13 protein-coding genes are annotated in these 15,606 nt (G+C 38.4%); 7 read left to right on the plus strand and 6 right to left on the minus strand.

Annotation, left to right across the window (positions count from 1 at the left end; genetic code table 11):
- Positions 1–189: 189 nt before the first annotated feature.
- From nrdH to nrdF, 4 genes are read left to right on the plus strand one after another with little or no spacing between them, the layout of a single operon-like run.
- Entirely contained in the window at positions 190–414 is a 225-nt protein-coding gene (nrdH, locus tag NNJ73_RS03920) for a glutaredoxin-like protein NrdH (protein ID WP_139412768.1), read from the plus strand.
- Positions 414–812: a class Ib ribonucleoside-diphosphate reductase assembly flavoprotein NrdI gene (nrdI, locus tag NNJ73_RS03925; RefSeq protein WP_254492804.1), complete on the plus strand. Its 399-nt coding sequence runs from the start codon at positions 414–416 to the stop codon at positions 810–812. Before nrdH ends, nrdI begins: the two co-directional genes overlap by 1 nt.
- Complete coding sequence (gene nrdE, locus NNJ73_RS03930; protein WP_254492805.1) at positions 794–2,944, plus strand: class 1b ribonucleoside-diphosphate reductase subunit alpha; 2,151 nt, start codon at positions 794–796, stop codon at positions 2,942–2,944. The genes nrdI and nrdE overlap by 19 nt, the downstream gene beginning before the upstream one ends.
- Before the next feature lie 11 nt (positions 2,945–2,955).
- A complete protein-coding gene (gene nrdF, locus NNJ73_RS03935; protein ID WP_254492806.1) occupies positions 2,956–3,930 on the plus strand; it encodes a class 1b ribonucleoside-diphosphate reductase subunit beta in 975 nt (324 codons plus the stop codon).
- On the opposite strand, the gene prmC is transcribed toward nrdF, so the two are convergent.
- The 4 genes from prmC to secA form a co-directional block, all read right to left on the minus strand.
- On the minus strand, positions 3,927–4,793 hold the full coding sequence (gene prmC, locus NNJ73_RS03940) for a peptide chain release factor N(5)-glutamine methyltransferase (protein WP_254492807.1): 867 nt from the start codon (positions 4,791–4,793) through the stop codon (positions 3,927–3,929). The genes nrdF and prmC overlap by 4 nt on opposite strands.
- Positions 4,790–5,866, minus strand: a complete 1,077-nt coding sequence (gene prfA, locus NNJ73_RS03945) for a peptide chain release factor 1 (protein ID WP_254492808.1) — start codon at positions 5,864–5,866, stop codon at positions 4,790–4,792. The genes prmC and prfA overlap by 4 nt, the downstream gene beginning before the upstream one ends.
- A 223-nt stretch (positions 5,867–6,089) precedes the next feature.
- The gene (locus NNJ73_RS03950; RefSeq protein ID WP_254492809.1) at positions 6,090–6,581 is read right to left on the minus strand and encodes a Fur family transcriptional regulator; all 492 of its coding nucleotides are present in this window, start codon (positions 6,579–6,581) and stop codon (positions 6,090–6,092) included.
- Positions 6,520–9,237, minus strand: coding sequence for a preprotein translocase subunit SecA (gene secA / locus NNJ73_RS03955; protein WP_254492810.1), 2,718 nt, complete (start codon positions 9,235–9,237; stop codon positions 6,520–6,522). The genes NNJ73_RS03950 and secA overlap by 62 nt, the downstream gene beginning before the upstream one ends.
- Positions 9,238–9,660: 423 nt before the next feature.
- Between secA and NNJ73_RS03960 the strand changes: the two genes are divergently transcribed.
- The 3 genes from NNJ73_RS03960 (at position 9,661) to mutT (ending at position 12,515) form a co-directional block, all read left to right on the plus strand.
- Entirely contained in the window at positions 9,661–10,614 is a 954-nt protein-coding gene (locus NNJ73_RS03960; protein ID WP_254492811.1) for a peptidylprolyl isomerase, read from the plus strand.
- 135 nt (positions 10,615–10,749) lie between these two features.
- Positions 10,750–11,982, plus strand: coding sequence for a bifunctional glutamate N-acetyltransferase/amino-acid acetyltransferase ArgJ (gene argJ / locus NNJ73_RS03965; RefSeq protein WP_254492812.1), 1,233 nt, complete (start codon positions 10,750–10,752; stop codon positions 11,980–11,982).
- A 119-nt stretch (positions 11,983–12,101) separates the two neighbouring features.
- Positions 12,102–12,515 carry an 8-oxo-dGTP diphosphatase MutT gene (gene mutT / locus NNJ73_RS03970; protein WP_254492813.1) on the plus strand — a complete coding sequence of 138 codons (414 nt, stop codon included), beginning with the start codon at positions 12,102–12,104 and terminating at the stop codon, positions 12,513–12,515.
- Positions 12,516–13,203: 688 nt separating this feature from the next.
- On the opposite strand, the gene NNJ73_RS03975 is transcribed toward mutT, so the two are convergent.
- Positions 13,204–14,070: an NlpC/P60 family protein gene (locus NNJ73_RS03975; RefSeq protein WP_254492814.1), complete on the minus strand. Its 867-nt coding sequence runs from the start codon at positions 14,068–14,070 to the stop codon at positions 13,204–13,206.
- 158 nt (positions 14,071–14,228) lie between these two features.
- Positions 14,229–15,596, minus strand: a complete 1,368-nt coding sequence (locus tag NNJ73_RS03980) for a M17 family metallopeptidase (RefSeq protein ID WP_254492815.1) — start codon at positions 15,594–15,596, stop codon at positions 14,229–14,231.
- Between the last annotated feature and the right edge of the window lie 10 nt (positions 15,597–15,606).

Raw genomic sequence — 15,606 nt, forward strand, 5'->3', positions numbered from 1 at the left:
CGCTTATTTTCATCATAGTCTTTGAATTTATTTGATGAAAGATTCTGTTATGTTCAGAAATCTGTGTGCTGTTTGAAAATAACCACACGTTTTGCGTACAATTTCTGTTGTTTGTTATTCTTGAGTATTTAAAATTATTAGATTAACTCTTTTAGAGTTGATTGTTTTGAACTGTGAAAGTTGAAGAAAATGTCGATCACTATTTATAGCAAACCATCTTGTGTTCAGTGTGATGCTACACGCCGCGCTTTTGACGCAAAAGGCATTCATTATCGGGTTGTTGATATTTCCTGTGATGAACAAGCATACAGTTTTGTCCAATCTCTGGGATATCGTCAGGTTCCTGTCGTTGTTTGTGGTGAGAATCATTGGTCTGGTTTTAGACCAGATATGATTAGTGGTCTTTGTGTTTAATGGGGCTTATTGTTTATTATTCAAGTGCAACGGGTAATACAGAACATTTTGTCTCGCAGCTTGGTCAACGACTCTTCAAAATTGATAAAAGGAAGCCTTCTGCATTAGTTGGTGAGCCTTATATTCTGGTTGTTCCTACATATGCAGATGGAGAAGGAAGAGGGGCAGTGCCGAAAGCCGTGATTCATTTTCTTAATGAAGTTGAGAATCGCAAGTTAATTCGTGGTGTCATTGGCGGTGGGAATCGTAATTTTGGTCGCTATTATAATTTAGCCAGTAAGATCATTGCTGAAAAATGTTGTGTCCCTTGCCTTTATCGTTTTGAGCTGCGTGGAACGGATGAAGACGTTCTTTGTGTAAAAAAGGGATTGGAAAGATTTTGGAAACAATTGATATAAAACAGTCGCAGAAGTCCGATCAGATTACGGATTATCATGCGCTGAATGCGATGCTTAATCTTTATGATGAAAATGGTCATATCCAGTTTGATATGGATCGGCTTGCTGCGCGGCAATATTTCCTTCAGCATGTTAATCAAAATACAGTTTTTTTTCATAACTTGAAGGAAAAAATAGATTACTTAATAGAAGAAGGTTATTATGAAAAAGCTTTATTTGAGCTTTATGATTTTTCTTTTATTAAAAAGCTTTTTAAACGCGCTTACGCATTTAAATTTCGTTTTCCTACTTTTCTAGGTGCATTTAAATACTATACCAGCTATACGCTAAAGACTTTTGATGGGAAGCGTTATCTTGAACGTTATGAAGATCGTGTCTGTCTTGTGGCTTTATATTTGGCACAAGGGAATAAAGCTCTTGCTGAAAGTTTTGTGGACGAGATTATTACAGGGCGTTTTCAACCAGCAACGCCAACATTTTTAAATGCTGGGAAAAAACAACGTGGTGAATTGGTTTCGTGTTTTTTGCTCCGTGTTGAAGATAATATGGAATCAATAGGCCGTGCGGTTAATTCGGCTTTACAGCTTTCAAAACGCGGTGGAGGTGTGGCGCTTTGTTTAACCAATTTGCGGGAGGCTGGAGCGCCAATTAAGCAAATAGAAAATCAATCATCGGGTGTTTTACCGGTGATGAAACTTTTGGAAGATTCTTTTTCTTATGCCAATCAGCTTGGGGCGCGACAGGGGGCTGGAGCTGTGTATTTGCATGCACATCATTTAGATATTATGAAGTTTTTGGATACAAAGCGTGAAAATGCTGATGAAAAAGTTAGAATTAAAACGCTTTCGCTTGGTGTGGTTATTCCTGATATTACTTTTGAGCTTGCACGCAATAATGAGGACATGTATCTCTTCTCATCTTATGATATTGAGCGTGTGACAGGCAAACCCTTTAGCGATATTTCTTTAACGGAGCATTATCGCTCTTTTGTTGATAATGCAAAGATTCGTAAGAAGAAAATAAGTGCACGCGTTTTTTTTCAGACATTAGCGGAAATTCAATTTGAGTCTGGTTATCCTTATATTTTATTTGAGGACACTGCTAATCGAGCCAATCCAATTGCTGGGCGCATAAGTATGAGTAATTTATGTTCAGAAATTTTGCAGGTGAGTGAGGCGAGTGAACTAGAGACAGATTTAACTTATCGCACGATTGGAAGTGATATATCCTGTAATCTTGGGTCAATGAATATTGCTAAAGCAATGGAAAGTCCTGATTTCGGACAGACTGTAGAATCTGCTGTTCGCGCTCTTACTGCGGTTTCGGATATGAGCAATATTGCTTGTGTGCCTTCCATTGCGAAAGGCAATGCTGAAAGTCATGCGATTGGTTTGGGACAAATGAATTTGCATGGGTTTCTCGCGCGTGAGCAGATCTATTATGGATCTCCAGAAGCGATTGATTTTACCAATATCTATTTTTATATTGTAACCTATCACGCTATACGGGCTTCCAATTTAATTGCGCGCGAACGTCAAGAAATGTTTGCAGGATTTGAAAAATCCGCTTATGCTGATGGACGTTTTTTCGAAAAATATATTGAAAAAGAATGGAAACCGCAATTTGCGCTTGTACAAGAACTTTTTGCACGGAATAATATTGTTATCCCAGATCAAAAGGATTGGCAGGAACTCAAGAAATGCGTTGTTGAGTATGGACTTTATAACCGTAATTTGCAAGCTGTTCCCCCTACGGGATCGATTTCCTATATTAATCATGCCACTTCTTCGATTCATCCAATTGCTTCAAAAATTGAAATTCGCAAAGAAGGAAAAATTGGGCGCGTTTATTATCCCGCTCCTTATATGGATAATACGAATTTAAATTTTTACCAAGATGCTTATGAGATTGGTCCTGAAAAAATTATAGATACCTATGCTGTTGCGACACAGCATGTCGATCAAGGTCTTTCATTAACACTATTTTTTCCAGATACTGCGACCACACGTGATATTAACCGCGCACAAATTTATGCTTGGAAAAAAGGTATAAAGAGTATTTACTACGTACGACTGCGGCAAGTCGCATTGAGTGGAACAGAAGTCGATGGCTGTGTTTCGTGCAGTTTATAGGAGGTCATCATATGACAAAGATTGCAACCAAAAATCCTGTTGTGTCTGCTGTTAATTGGAATAGATTACACGATGAGAAAGATCTTGAAGTATGGAACCGCTTAACTGGAAATTTTTGGTTGCCTGAGAAGGTTCCGCTTTCCAATGATATTCCCTCATGGTCAAGTTTAACGGATGAAGAGCGTCAATTGACGATTCGTGTTTTTACAGGATTAACACTTCTAGATACCATTCAAAACACCGTGGGTGCTATTTCATTGCTTGCTGATGCGATAACTGAGCATGAGGAGGCGGTTTTGACGAATATTGCCTTCATGGAAGCCGTTCATGCACGTTCTTATTCCTCTATTTTTTCAACCCTTTGTTCGACGGTAGAAGTTGATGATGCATTTAGATGGTCAGAAGAAAATAGTCATTTGCAGAAAAAGGCTAGGTTAGTCCTTGAGCGTTATGAAGCAAATGATCCACTCAAGAAAAAAATTGCTTCGACCTTGCTGGAAAGCTTTTTATTTTATTCTGGTTTTTATTTGCCCATGTATTGGGCCAGTCGCGCTAAGTTGACCAATACAGCAGACCTCATTCGGCTTATCATTCGTGATGAAGCGGTCCATGGTTATTATATAGGCTATAAATTTCAATTGGGCTATGCAAAGCTTGATGAAACCAAAAGACAAGAAATTAAAGATTTTGCTTTTAACTTGCTCTTTGATCTTTATAACATTGAGTGCAAATATACTGAAGATCTTTATGATACCCTTGGATTGACGGAAGATGTAAAAATTTTTCTCCATTATAATGCCAACAAGGCTTTAATGAATTTAGGTTTTGAGGCTCTTTTCCCCCCTGAGGTTTGTCGTGTTAATCCTGCTATTTTAGCGGCTTTATCACCCAACTCTGATGAGAATCATGACTTTTTTTCAGGGGCTGGTTCCTCCTATGTCATTGGCAAGGCGGTTGCAACCACGGATGATGATTGGGAATTTTAAGGCTTGCACGCAAACAGAAGTGCACGGGGTATCCCACTGAGGTCTTTGCGCATTTCCAAACATTGAAAACCATTTTTTTGAAATAAATCGCAGACGTCTTTTTCTTGAGAGTAACCAATTTCAACAGCAACATAGCCATTTTCTTTTAAGTGGTTAGCTGCTTCATGGGCGAGCTTTCGATAAAAATCAAGACCATCTTTTCCACCGATCAGAGCACGCAATGGATCATATAAGCGCACTTCTTTTGCAAGTTTTTTGATATCTTTTGCGGGAATATAAGGTGGATTGGAAACAATGAAATCAAAGTGACCTGTGACAGCATCAAACCAATTGCTAAGGAGAGGTGTGAAGCGATGTATGACTTCAGCATTTTTTGCATTTTTTGTTGCTGTTTTAAGGGCATCTTCAGAAATATCGACCGCCACTGCATAGGACTGGGGAATTTGTTTAAGAATGGCAATGGCAATAGCACCACTTCCCGTACCCATATCAAGGAGTGTTGTTTTTTTCGAATTTTCGACCTGTTTTTTAAGGAAAGGGAGAACAAGATCGATGAGCGTTTCTGTATCCGGACGGGGCTCTAACGTTTCTTGAGACAATTTGAGAGATATGCCATAAAATTCTCTTATTCCTATAATGCGGTAGACTGGTTCGCCTGCAATACGCCGTTGTACAGCCTGTTCTATTTGTATAATCTGCTCAGAAGATACATGCATATCTGGTCTAGAAATTCTTTCAGCAGCATTTATTCCTGTTATCCATTCAACGAGTATTTTCGCATCGATATCGGCTTCCAAAATTCCTTTCGTGTGCAATTTTTCTCGCGTTTGTCGGATGACATTCTTGAAAGAATATTTGTTCAATTATTATCCATTTCCATTAGAAGTGTTGTTTGATGATCTGAGATGAGTGCATGAATAAGCTCATCAAGATCTCCTTCCAAAATTCGATCAAGCTTGTAAAGGGTTAGATTAATACGGTGATCCGTGACGCGTCCTTGTGGAAAATTATAGGTGCGAATACGTTCTGAACGATCACCAGAACCAACTTGGTTTTTACGAGAAGCTGAACGCTCACTTTCCGCTTTTTGTCGTTCGATATCGAACAAACGTGCCCGTAAAATTTGAAGGGCTCTTGCTCGGTTTTGATGTTGTGATTTTTCTGCTTGTACGACCATAATTCCTGTTGGAATATGTGTGATACGAACAGCTGAATCCGTTGTATTGACATGCTGTCCTCCTGCTCCAGATGCACGCATTGTATCGATACGAATATCTTCAGGACGAATATTAATATCAATTTCCTCAGCTTCTGGAAGCACTGCAACAGTAGCAGCTGATGTATGGATGCGTCCTCCGGTTTCTGTTTCAGGAATGCGTTGTACACGATGGACACCTGATTCATATTTCAATTTAGAAAAGACACCTTTGCCTGAGATGGTCGCAATAATCTCTTTATATCCGCCAACTTCCCCCTCACTGAGTGAAATAACCTCTACTTTCCAATGGTGAGCATGAGCATAACGTTCATACATGCGGAAAAGATCACCGGAAAAAAGTGCTGCTTCTGATCCACCCGTTCCTGCTCGAATTTCAATAATAGCGCTTTTTTCATCAGCAACATCTTTAGGTAAAAGCAGAATCTGAAGTTCTTTTTCAAGGTGTTCTACCTTTTTATATAACGATGGGAGTTCTTCTTGGGCCAGATGACGCATCTCTATATCTGTTTGTTTATCGTTGATAATCGTTTCTAATTCTGTAATCTCTGCGTAAAGAGCATTTAATGCGCGTATAGAGGCAATAACGGGTTGTAGTTCTGCATATTCAGAAGCTAATTTGACATATGTTTCAGCATTTGGATTGGTTGTCATTTGGCTTTCAATTATTTCAAAGCGCTTTTCAAGCTGTTTTATGCGATCTTGTGGTAAAGAAACCATGATAATATTGGCCTAATTTTTCATAATACAGTTTTTTATAATATTTTATTGTAATGCCTTTTTGTTAGAACACAGGCAATGAATTACCTATAGCATCATACAAAAAGCGGTAATAAAGTAGAAAAACTTTTTTGCCAATGAAAACTATTCTATTTTCAAGGAAAATTTTTATAAAGCCTGATTTATCTGAGATATCGTCATCTCATGATATAGTATCATTTCTTTAAGAGTTTTTTTTCCCGTAAAGTTCAAGACGGTGATGAATAATATCATAGCCAAGGGATTTTGCAATTTCCTCTTGCAATTTTTCGATAACATCAGAATGAAATTCAATAACTTGTCCTGTTTCTATATCAATGAGATGATCATGATGTTGCCCATCGGCTTGCTCAAAACGAGAAGGCCCACCACTAAAGGTATGACGGTGAATCGTCCCATTTCCTTCTAATGTTTTCATGGTTCGATAAACCGTTGAGAGTGAAATACTTGAATCTATTTTGTTTGCACGCTGAAAAATTTCAGATGCATTGGGGTGATCATTTGTATCAGCCAAAATATCAAGAATAACACGCCGTTGGCGCGTTACTCTTAAACCAGCTGCGCGCAATTCTTGTTCATAGTTTCGCTTTTTATTCATCTTCATTGTTTGCTTTTCAAACAAAGGCTCCATGACAGTGTTTGTATTTTTTCTCTGAACCGCAAGGGCAACGTTCATTGCGTCCAACTTTTCCCCATGTGGTTACATCGTTGGGGTCACGGTCTTGTGGATTAACAAACCTATTTTCTTGTGCTCGTGCCCATAAGGGGGAACCATTTCCTTGATTTTGATCATTAAAGACAGAAGAATCAGCACCAGTTTGCTCAGGCGTGGTCGGTTCGGTAGGTTGTTGAATAATTTCAAAGCGCATAAGTTTAGAAGTGACAATTCGACGCAAATTTCTCAACATACTTTGAAAGAGTTCAAAAGATTCTGTTTTATACTCATTGAGTGGATCTCGCTGCGCATAACCACGAAAACCAACAACAGAACGCAAATGATCTAAACTTACCAGATGTTCACGCCATAACGTGTCAATGGTTTCGAGCAATACTGCTTTGTGAAAATAAGCCATAACCTCTGGAGAGTAACGCTCAGTACGCTCATTTTCGAGTTTTGTAACAGCATCTAAGATACGCTCTAAAATTTGTTCTTCGGCAATTCCATCTTCTTTTGCCCATTCTTGCACAGGAAGCTCAAGATTAAAGAGCTCTTGAATCTCCTCTTCGAGAGTTTTTACATCCCATTTTTCAGAATATGTTCCTGATGGAATATAAGTCTCTACCAGATCCTCTACAACTTCATCGCGCATTTCATGGATCATTTCTGATAAATCGTCTGCATTCATGATCTCCATACGCTGTTCAAAAATAACCTTGCGTTGATCATTCATAACATCATCATATTTTAGCAGATTTTTACGAATTTCAAAGTTTCGTGCTTCGACCTTTTTTTGTGCTTTTTCAAGGGCTTTATTAATCCACGGATGGATAATAGCTTCATTTTCTTTCAATCCCAGTTTTTGCAGCATGCTATCCATACGGTTGGAGCCGAAGATACGCATAAGATCATCTTGAAGAGAAAGAAAGAATTTTGAGCGACCAGGATCGCCTTGGCGACCAGAACGTCCACGAAGCTGGTTATCAATACGACGGCTTTCATGGCGTTCAGTTGCAATAACGTAAAGTCCCCCAGCGGCTAAAGCTTCTTCTTTAAGTTGTTTGACATCTTTTTTGATTTCTTCAATTTTAGCTGTCCGCTCTGGTCCTTCGGGGATATCCTGTAATTCTTGTCGGATGCGCATTTCAACATTACCACCAAGCTGTATATCCGTACCACGTCCTGCCATGTTGGTTGCGATGGTAAGAGCACCAGGAACGCCTGCTTGCGCGATAATGTATGCTTCTTGCTCGTGATAGCGAGCATTTAAGACTCTAAAATCGGTAATGCCCTCTTTTCGCAAACGCTCTGCCAATTGTTCTGACTTTTCAATAGAGGTTGTTCCAACAAGAATAGGCTGTTTTTTTTCATGCGCTTGACGGATATTACGCACAATCGCTCGGTATTTTTCTTCTGCTGTTCGATAAATTTCATCATCTTCGTCAAGACGTTGTACTGGTAAATTGGTAGGGACTTCGACAACGTCAAGACCATAAATATTTCTGAATTCTTCGGCTTCTGTTGTTGCAGTTCCAGTCATTCCAGATAATTTTCTATACATGCGGAAATAATTTTGGAAAGTGATGGAAGCAAGTGTCTGATTTTCTGGTTGAATAGCAACATGCTCTTTAGCTTCTAACGCTTGATGCAGTCCCTCAGAATAACGTCGTCCAGGCATCATACGACCTGTAAATTCATCGATGATAACAATTTCATCATTGCGAACAATGTAATCTTTATCGCGAACAAAGAGTTTATGGGCTTTTAGAGCATTATTAACATGATGAACGATAGCGACATTTTCTATGTCATAAAGACTTTCACCTTTAAGATACCCAGCTTGTTCGAGCATTTTTTCAATTTTTTCAGTACCAACTTCGGTAAAGGTCGTTGTTTTTTGTTTTTCATCTATTTCATAGTCTTCTGGCGTTAAGGCAGGAATAAATGTGTCAATAAGGTTATAAAAGTCCGTACGATCTTCTAGTGGACCAGAAATAATAAGGGGTGTACGCGCTTCATCAATGAGGATAGAATCCACTTCATCGACAATTGCGTAGTGGTGCCCACGTTGAACCATTTGACTATGATCGAAAGCCATATTATCACGCAAATAATCAAAACCTAGTTCATTATTTGTCGCATAGGTGATGTCACATGCATAGGCTTTTCGGCGAGCATTGCTATCAAGATCATGAAGAATCACACCCGTTGTAAGCCCTAGAAAACTAAAGATTTTTCCCATTGTTTCAGCATCACGACTGGCGAGATAATCGTTTACCGTCACAACATGAACACCTTTACCTTCCAATGCATTGAGATAAATTGGTAGAGTGGCCATTAATGTTTTACCTTCACCGGTACGCATTTCAGCTATGCCACAGTCGTGAAGGACCATTCCACCAATAAGTTGTACGTCAAAAGGACGCATATCATAAACACGTTTTGCGGCTTCACGAACAGTTGCGAATGCTTCCGGTAAGAGTAAATCAACACTTTCACCTTCACTAAGACGCTTACGAAAGATTTCTGTCTTTTGGCAAAGCTGCTCATCGCTTAATTTTACAAACTGTTCTTCCAAAGCATTAATTTGTGCAACTTTTTGGCGGAGTGCTTTGAGACGTCTCTCATGAGCTGAACCAAAAAATTTACGTGCAAAAACACCTAAACTGACCATCTCTGGCCCTTTCTTTTAATTGTTATCATTCTTGTTGGGAAATTCATATGATCTCCCCATGTTCTACATTTTCTTTAAGTTTTCTGATATCATGAAATGCAGATGGTACCATTATACTTGCCGGTGTGCAATTTTTCACTTTAAATTGTAAAGTAGAGATAAGAGGCTAAGGGCACTATGTCAACTTTAGGTATGTTATTTAACGGATACAATTCAAAGTAATTTAAGATATAATATGCCATTTTTTTCTATTATCATGTTTTTCATTTGCGTTAGATAGGGTTGAAAAAACTGAGATAAAAGGGCAATTTTATACTTTTTAAAATGAATTGCTCATTTATTTCTCTATGTTTAAAGATTAAAGTGTTATGGTAAAGAAAATTGGAATCTTGAACCTGCCTTGCATTTTTAAGGAGTATATTTATGAAATTTAACTTTATCACGCTATTTTTAGCATCAACTTTATTGGCAAGTACAAGTTTAGGGGTGAGGGCCCAAGAAGGCTTGAATTCATCGCCGAATGATTTAAAGACTTTGGAGAAAGCTTCTGAAAAAGCTATTTCTCCTTCTCATGTTATGGCTGTTATTGATGGAAAGAATATTACAGCAGGACAATTGGATGAGTTAGCGCTTGAAATAAATCCTAATTTAGCCCGTTTTCCTGATGAACAACGCCGTATGATGGTCTTAAAAGCTTATTTGGATATGCAGGCACTTGCAAAAGCGGCAAGAAGCAAAGGTCTTGATAAGACAGAAGCTTACGATAAACGTATGGCAGTTATGCGTGACAATGTGCTTCAACAGCTTTATTTTAAACAGGCGATTGTTGACAAAATATCGGATACTGATTTGGAAGCTCTTTATAAGCAAGAAATTGCTGCTTTACCTAAAGAAGATGAAGTTAAAGCCCGTCATATTTTGGTCAAAACCAGAAAAGAAGCAGAAGCTATCATTAAGCATTTAAATAAAGGCGAAAATTTCGAAGAGATTGCAAAGAAAAGTTCAACAGATGGTTCCGCTGCTGTTGGGGGTGATCTTGGTTATTTTAGCCATGGTCAAATGGTCAAGCCTTTTGAAGATGCAGCATTTGGTTTGAAGATTGGCGAATACACAAAACAACCCGTTGAAAGTCCTTTTGGTTGGCATATTATTAAATTGGAAGATCGTCGTGTAAAACAACCTCCTGCATTTGATGATGTTAAAGAGATGTTGCGTACACAGTTGATAAAAAAGCGCTATCAAGAACTCATTGTTGATTTGCGTAGCAAAATAGATGTGAAATATCCTGATCCTAATGTTACAAAAATCATGGAATCGCTTCATCAAAATGGAACATTGCTTCCTGATGAGACATCTGACGAAGAAGATACGGAATAACGAGAAAAAATAAGTAGATAGCCTCTTTAATAGATAGTTTGCTAGGTTTGTTTTTTTCAAAAAAAAAACGAGCAGTTTTCTATTAAGAGGTTATTAATATGTAGTCATTTTATTTGTTTTTATAGAAAGCATAGTGTGGTTTTTAAAATATCTCCTTTGAAGCCCCAAAACATCCAAGAGCTTTCCCCATTATCTGGTGTACGGATAGCAACAGCTAAAGCTGGGATTAAATATAAAGATCGTACAGATCTCCTTTTTATTGTATTCGATAAACCAGTGAGTGTGGCAGGTGTTTTCACACGTTCAAAATGTCCATCTGCCCCTGTAGAGCATTGTCGTGCATCGCTTCCCCATGGGGTTGCGAGGGGTGTTGTTGTGAATTCTGGAAATGCAAATGCTTTTACGGGGAGTAAAGGAAAGAACACAACCAATGAAATCATCTGTGCAGCAGCGGACACTTTAAAGGTGAGAGAAAATGAAATTTTTATAGCTTCTACGGGTGTTATTGGTGAGCCAATGGATGCTTCAGGTATTGTAAATCTTTTACCAAGTATGGCAGAGACAGCAGAAGAGGGAAATTGGTTGGAAGCTGCAAAAGCCATCATGACAACCGATACATTTCCAAAACTTGCGACGCGTACCTTTGATTGTGGGGGGGCGAATGTTACCATTCATGGAATTGCAAAGGGTGCTGGGATGATTGCACCCGATATGGCGACAATGCTCTCGTTTGTGGTCAGTGATGCGACTATTTCTTCGGAGATGCTTCAATCCATGTTATCAGAGGCTGTTGAGGGTTCTTTCAATTCGATTACTGTTGATAGTGATACCTCAACTTCAGATACGCTTATGTTGTTTGCGACAGGAAAAGAAAGCTTTCCTCCCCTTACGCAGAGAACTGATCCACGTTATGAGGTATTCTCAAAGCACTTGTGTGCACTTCTGCATGAACTTGCACTCCAAGTTGTGTGTGATGGAGAAGGTGCGCGTCATTTAATTGAAGTGAATGTGATTGGTGCAACAACAGACAATGCAGCTAAAACGATTGCTTTATCCATTGCAAATTCACCGCTTGTAAAAACGGCAATTGCCGGTGAAGATGCCAACTGGGGGCGAGTCGTTATGGCAGTTGGAAAGGCCGGTGTTGAAGTGGATCGTGATCTGTTGACGATTTGGTTTGGGGAATATCGCTTAGCTGTCAATGGTGAACGAGATCCTGAATATTGCGAAGAAACAATAGCCGCTTATATGCGAGGTAAACACATCACAATTCGTGTTGATATTGGTTTGGGTGCTGGTAAGGCGACAGTTTGGTCTTGCGATTTGACCAAGGAATACGTTATGATCAATGGCGATTACAGAAGTTAACGGATACACGCTCTTTATATATAACGGCCTATTATTAAAAAAGAGAATGAGATATATGAATTCTTTTTGAGGTAGTAGAATATGATAAAGAGATAATTATATTCTCATTGGAGAGCGATATGGGTATAAAAAATTCCCTTCTTCTTGTTGTTGCTTGCGCATTGTTAGATCAAAATAACCGTGTTTTGCTTACCAAGCGTCCTGAAGGAAAATCGCTGGCCGGTTTATGGGAGTTTCCTGGTGGAAAGGTTGAGCACGGTGAAACTCCAGAAATCTCATTGATTCGTGAACTAGAAGAAGAGCTTGGCGTGTATGTTCAGGCAAATAATTTACACCCTTTAACGTTTGCGAGCCATAGCTATGCGACATTTCATCTCCTAATGCCATTGTATCTTTGTCGCCATTATGAAGGTGTTGCTCAAGGGCGAGAAGGGCAAAATTTAAAATGGGTTTTTATTGGTGATCTTGAGAGATATCCTATGCCTGATGCTGATAAACCATTGGTTCAGGTATTAAAAAATCATCTTCTTTAATGTGTATAAGAAGAAAATATTGTTTTAAGTATAAGTAGTTATTTATAATTTTTCATATTAGCTGGAAAAGCTCAATCCTGTAAAATCTTCACATTTAAAATCTATAGATGCTCAATCAATTAAAACCATTCTTGCACGCTCCAAGCGGAGAGCTACACGTGGATAAAACAATTAAAAAAAGACATGAAATTTGTGCTGAAAGGACACTCTCCAATAGCTAAGAGATTATCGTGACATTGAGAATTGGAAAAATTTATAATGATCGCTTTGCATGATTCAGAAGCATAAAATGGTGCTAGATAATGGATTTATACTTTTTATGCGTATTGTTGTGAGTTGAGCTTGGGGGTGCTAAGAGATATCAGGGGTATTTATTTCATAAGATATCGATGATAGGAAAAAATCAAAAGACTCTTTAGAAGAAAATGCTTTAAGCTTGTCATGAGAGATTATTTTACATGTTCAATACTTTAAGTATTATCGTAATACATTTAATATAATAACATAGTGTTTTATAATCATAAACTATCCTTTTTCTGTTGATATTTTACGATTTTTCATTCAAAAAAATTTCAATAACGTACAAAGAGTTGTGTGTAAGAAAAACAATTTAAAACAAATAAAACATGCGATTAAGGAACGATTAAATATAAAAACATTTAATGATTTGTTTTTTATAGGAAGGGTATTAAGTTTCTCGAATTGGACGGCGTTTTGCGATGGGATATCGTTGATATGTTTGAGCAATACGTGTAATGACTTCCTCTAGAGGTTCGATCATAACATCCATAGAGAAGCCATTTGCATGAATGATATTTTCATGATCAACCATAATGGCAGCATGACCTTGCCAAAAAATTAAATCACCTCGTTGAAGTTTATCACTGTCTGAGAGTGAATTGCCTATAGTTTTCTGTTGCATGTCAGTATCGCGTAAAACCATTTGACCGGTCATTATCATAGAAAGTTGGATGATTCCTGAGCAATCAAGTCCAAAGCCACTGGTTCCACCCCAAAGGTAAGGCGTGCGAATAAACATTTCAGCAACGGTAACATAATCTTTATACATGTGTTCAATGGGATTAAGATGATTACTAATGATTGCTTTCCCATTTTCAAGTATAGAATACATGGTTGCACGGACTTCAACTTCATCAACAACACTGACTTTACTTCCCATGGATAAAGGATATTCCATTGGTCCACGCAAATCAGCTTGGAAATATTGAAAAGTACGTGGAACTGAAACGATATGCGTTTGCTTTACGGTTGATGTACAAAGCGCTGTTGTATCAATATAGCCAACATAATTATCTTTGAGGGATTGTCCCCACGACATTGTTTTTCCATGTTCAAAGATAAGAAGTTCTTCCCCGAATAAGCACTCTGTCTGCATTTCACTTTTTTTATTGTTTTCTTTAAACAGTCCAGCAACAGGGACATTAACACGTCTTTTTTCACCTTGCACAAAGCGCTGCGCTGTAATTTCTGTTTCGAGACGTTTATCTGCTAGATCTTCTCTGAATGCATGTAATCTTGGATCTTTAGAGATCATTTGTTTCCCTTTCATTTTATTTTTTAAATAGATTCATGACAACTACACAATCAGAACACCTCATCTTTAAATAAAGCCCAGAGTATACTTTAAGACGATAAGATAATTCTTTTGAAGCAGCAAAATTGTCCATCTTTATGGATATTTTGTGTCAAACGTCATTTTTTTAAAATATTATAAAGGGCGCGAATCGTTTGTGCGGATCCCCCCACGGGGTATCCTGGTTTTTCTTTTGGAACCCATCCATAAAGGTCGAAATGTGCAAAATGTTCAGCTTTTTCAACAAAAGAATTAAGAAATAAAGCAGCCGTTATAGAGCCAGCAAAGCTATTTCCAGTGACATTGTTAAGGTCAGCAATGGGAGATGATAACATCTCTTGGTAAGGTTTCCAAAGGGGCATTTGCCAAAGAGGATCAAAAACAGCGTGAGCCGATTCAGAAATTTGTTGTGCCCATATTGAATCATTACAATAAAATGCGGGAAGATCTGGTCCTAATGCGATACGTGCTGCTCCCGTTAAAGTAGCCATGCAAAGCATGAATTTTGGACTTTCTTCATCACCATAGGCAAGTGCATCAGCAAGGATAAGTCGTCCTTCAGCGTCTGTATTGCCCACTTCAACACTTAAACCTTTACGACTTTTGAGAATATCACCTGGTCGGTAAGCATTAGCAGAAATTGCATTTTCTATAGCTGGAATCAAAACACGTAGACGGAAAGGCAATTTTGCATCCATGATCAGTTTAGCCAATCCCAAAACATGTGCTCCACCCCCCATGTCTTTTTTCATAAGCAACATGTTATTGGCTGATTTAATATCCAGTCCCCCCGTATCAAAAGTTACGCCTTTGCCTACCAACGTTATTTTAGGATGATGTTCTTGTCCCCAGTGTAACTCAATTAGTCGTGGTGCAGTGCTACCTGCTCGTCCTACGGCATGGATCATCGGAAAATTATGGGTTAAAAGATCATCTCCGCAAATACTTCTGATATGAGCACCGTATATTTTCCCTAGTTGTCGTGTTTCTTCTTCAAGAGTATCAGGGGTCATATCATTAGCTGGAAGATTGATGAGATCACGGACGAAGAAGACAGCTTCATAAATACGTTGGAGCTCATCAAAATCAACGGTCTCATTCACATGGATGGATAATGATTTGAAAGAAGAATTTTGGCGATAACGCTTAAATTGATAGCTTCCCAGAGCCAATCCAAGATAGGCATTTATTTCATCAGAGGTTTCACCTTCTAAATGCCAGTGACCAGCAGGAAGTTTTTGAGCAAGCAGTCCTGTGATAAAGGGATCATCCCCATTGCCAATTCCAAATAAAACTTTTTTTAAATGTCCCGTTTCGTGAGGAACAAAGAGTATTTGTCCTGCTTTTCCAGTAAAATCATTAACTTTTATCCATGCTTTTGTTGAGGCATCGAGTGATAAGTTAGCAAGATCTCTTTGGTTTACCAAGATAATAGGGCAACTGGTATCGATACGTATTGAGCTAAAATGAATAGAGTGCTGGTGCATAGTTTATGAA

The sequence above is a fragment of the Bartonella sp. B1099 genome, from assembly GCF_944801835.1.
In the GTDB taxonomy this organism is placed as follows: Bacteria; Pseudomonadota; Alphaproteobacteria; order Rhizobiales; family Rhizobiaceae; genus Bartonella.

What these genes read in the sequence shown, in the direction of transcription:
- nrdH (WP_139412768.1), top strand. Translation starts at nt 190, where the DNA reads ATGTCGATCACTATTTATAGCAAACCATCTTGTGTTCAGTGTGATGCT.
- nrdI (WP_254492804.1), top strand. Translation starts at nt 414, where the DNA reads ATGGGGCTTATTGTTTATTATTCAAGTGCAACGGGTAATACAGAACAT.
- nrdF (WP_254492806.1), top strand. Translation starts at nt 2,956, where the DNA reads ATGACAAAGATTGCAACCAAAAATCCTGTTGTGTCTGCTGTTAATTGG.
- prfA (WP_254492808.1), bottom strand. Translation starts at nt 5,866, where the DNA reads ATGGTTTCTTTACCACAAGATCGCATAAAACAGCTTGAAAAGCGCTTT.
- NNJ73_RS03950 (WP_254492809.1), bottom strand. Translation starts at nt 6,581, where the DNA reads ATGAACGTTGCCCTTGCGGTTCAGAGAAAAAATACAAACACTGTCATG.
- secA (WP_254492810.1), bottom strand. Translation starts at nt 9,237, where the DNA reads ATGGTCAGTTTAGGTGTTTTTGCACGTAAATTTTTTGGTTCAGCTCAT.
- NNJ73_RS03960 (WP_254492811.1), top strand. Translation starts at nt 9,661, where the DNA reads ATGAAATTTAACTTTATCACGCTATTTTTAGCATCAACTTTATTGGCA.
- mutT (WP_254492813.1), top strand. Translation starts at nt 12,102, where the DNA reads ATGGGTATAAAAAATTCCCTTCTTCTTGTTGTTGCTTGCGCATTGTTA.
- NNJ73_RS03975 (WP_254492814.1), bottom strand. Translation starts at nt 14,070, where the DNA reads ATGATCTCTAAAGATCCAAGATTACATGCATTCAGAGAAGATCTAGCA.
- NNJ73_RS03980 (WP_254492815.1), bottom strand. Translation starts at nt 15,596, where the DNA reads ATGCACCAGCACTCTATTCATTTTAGCTCAATACGTATCGATACCAGT.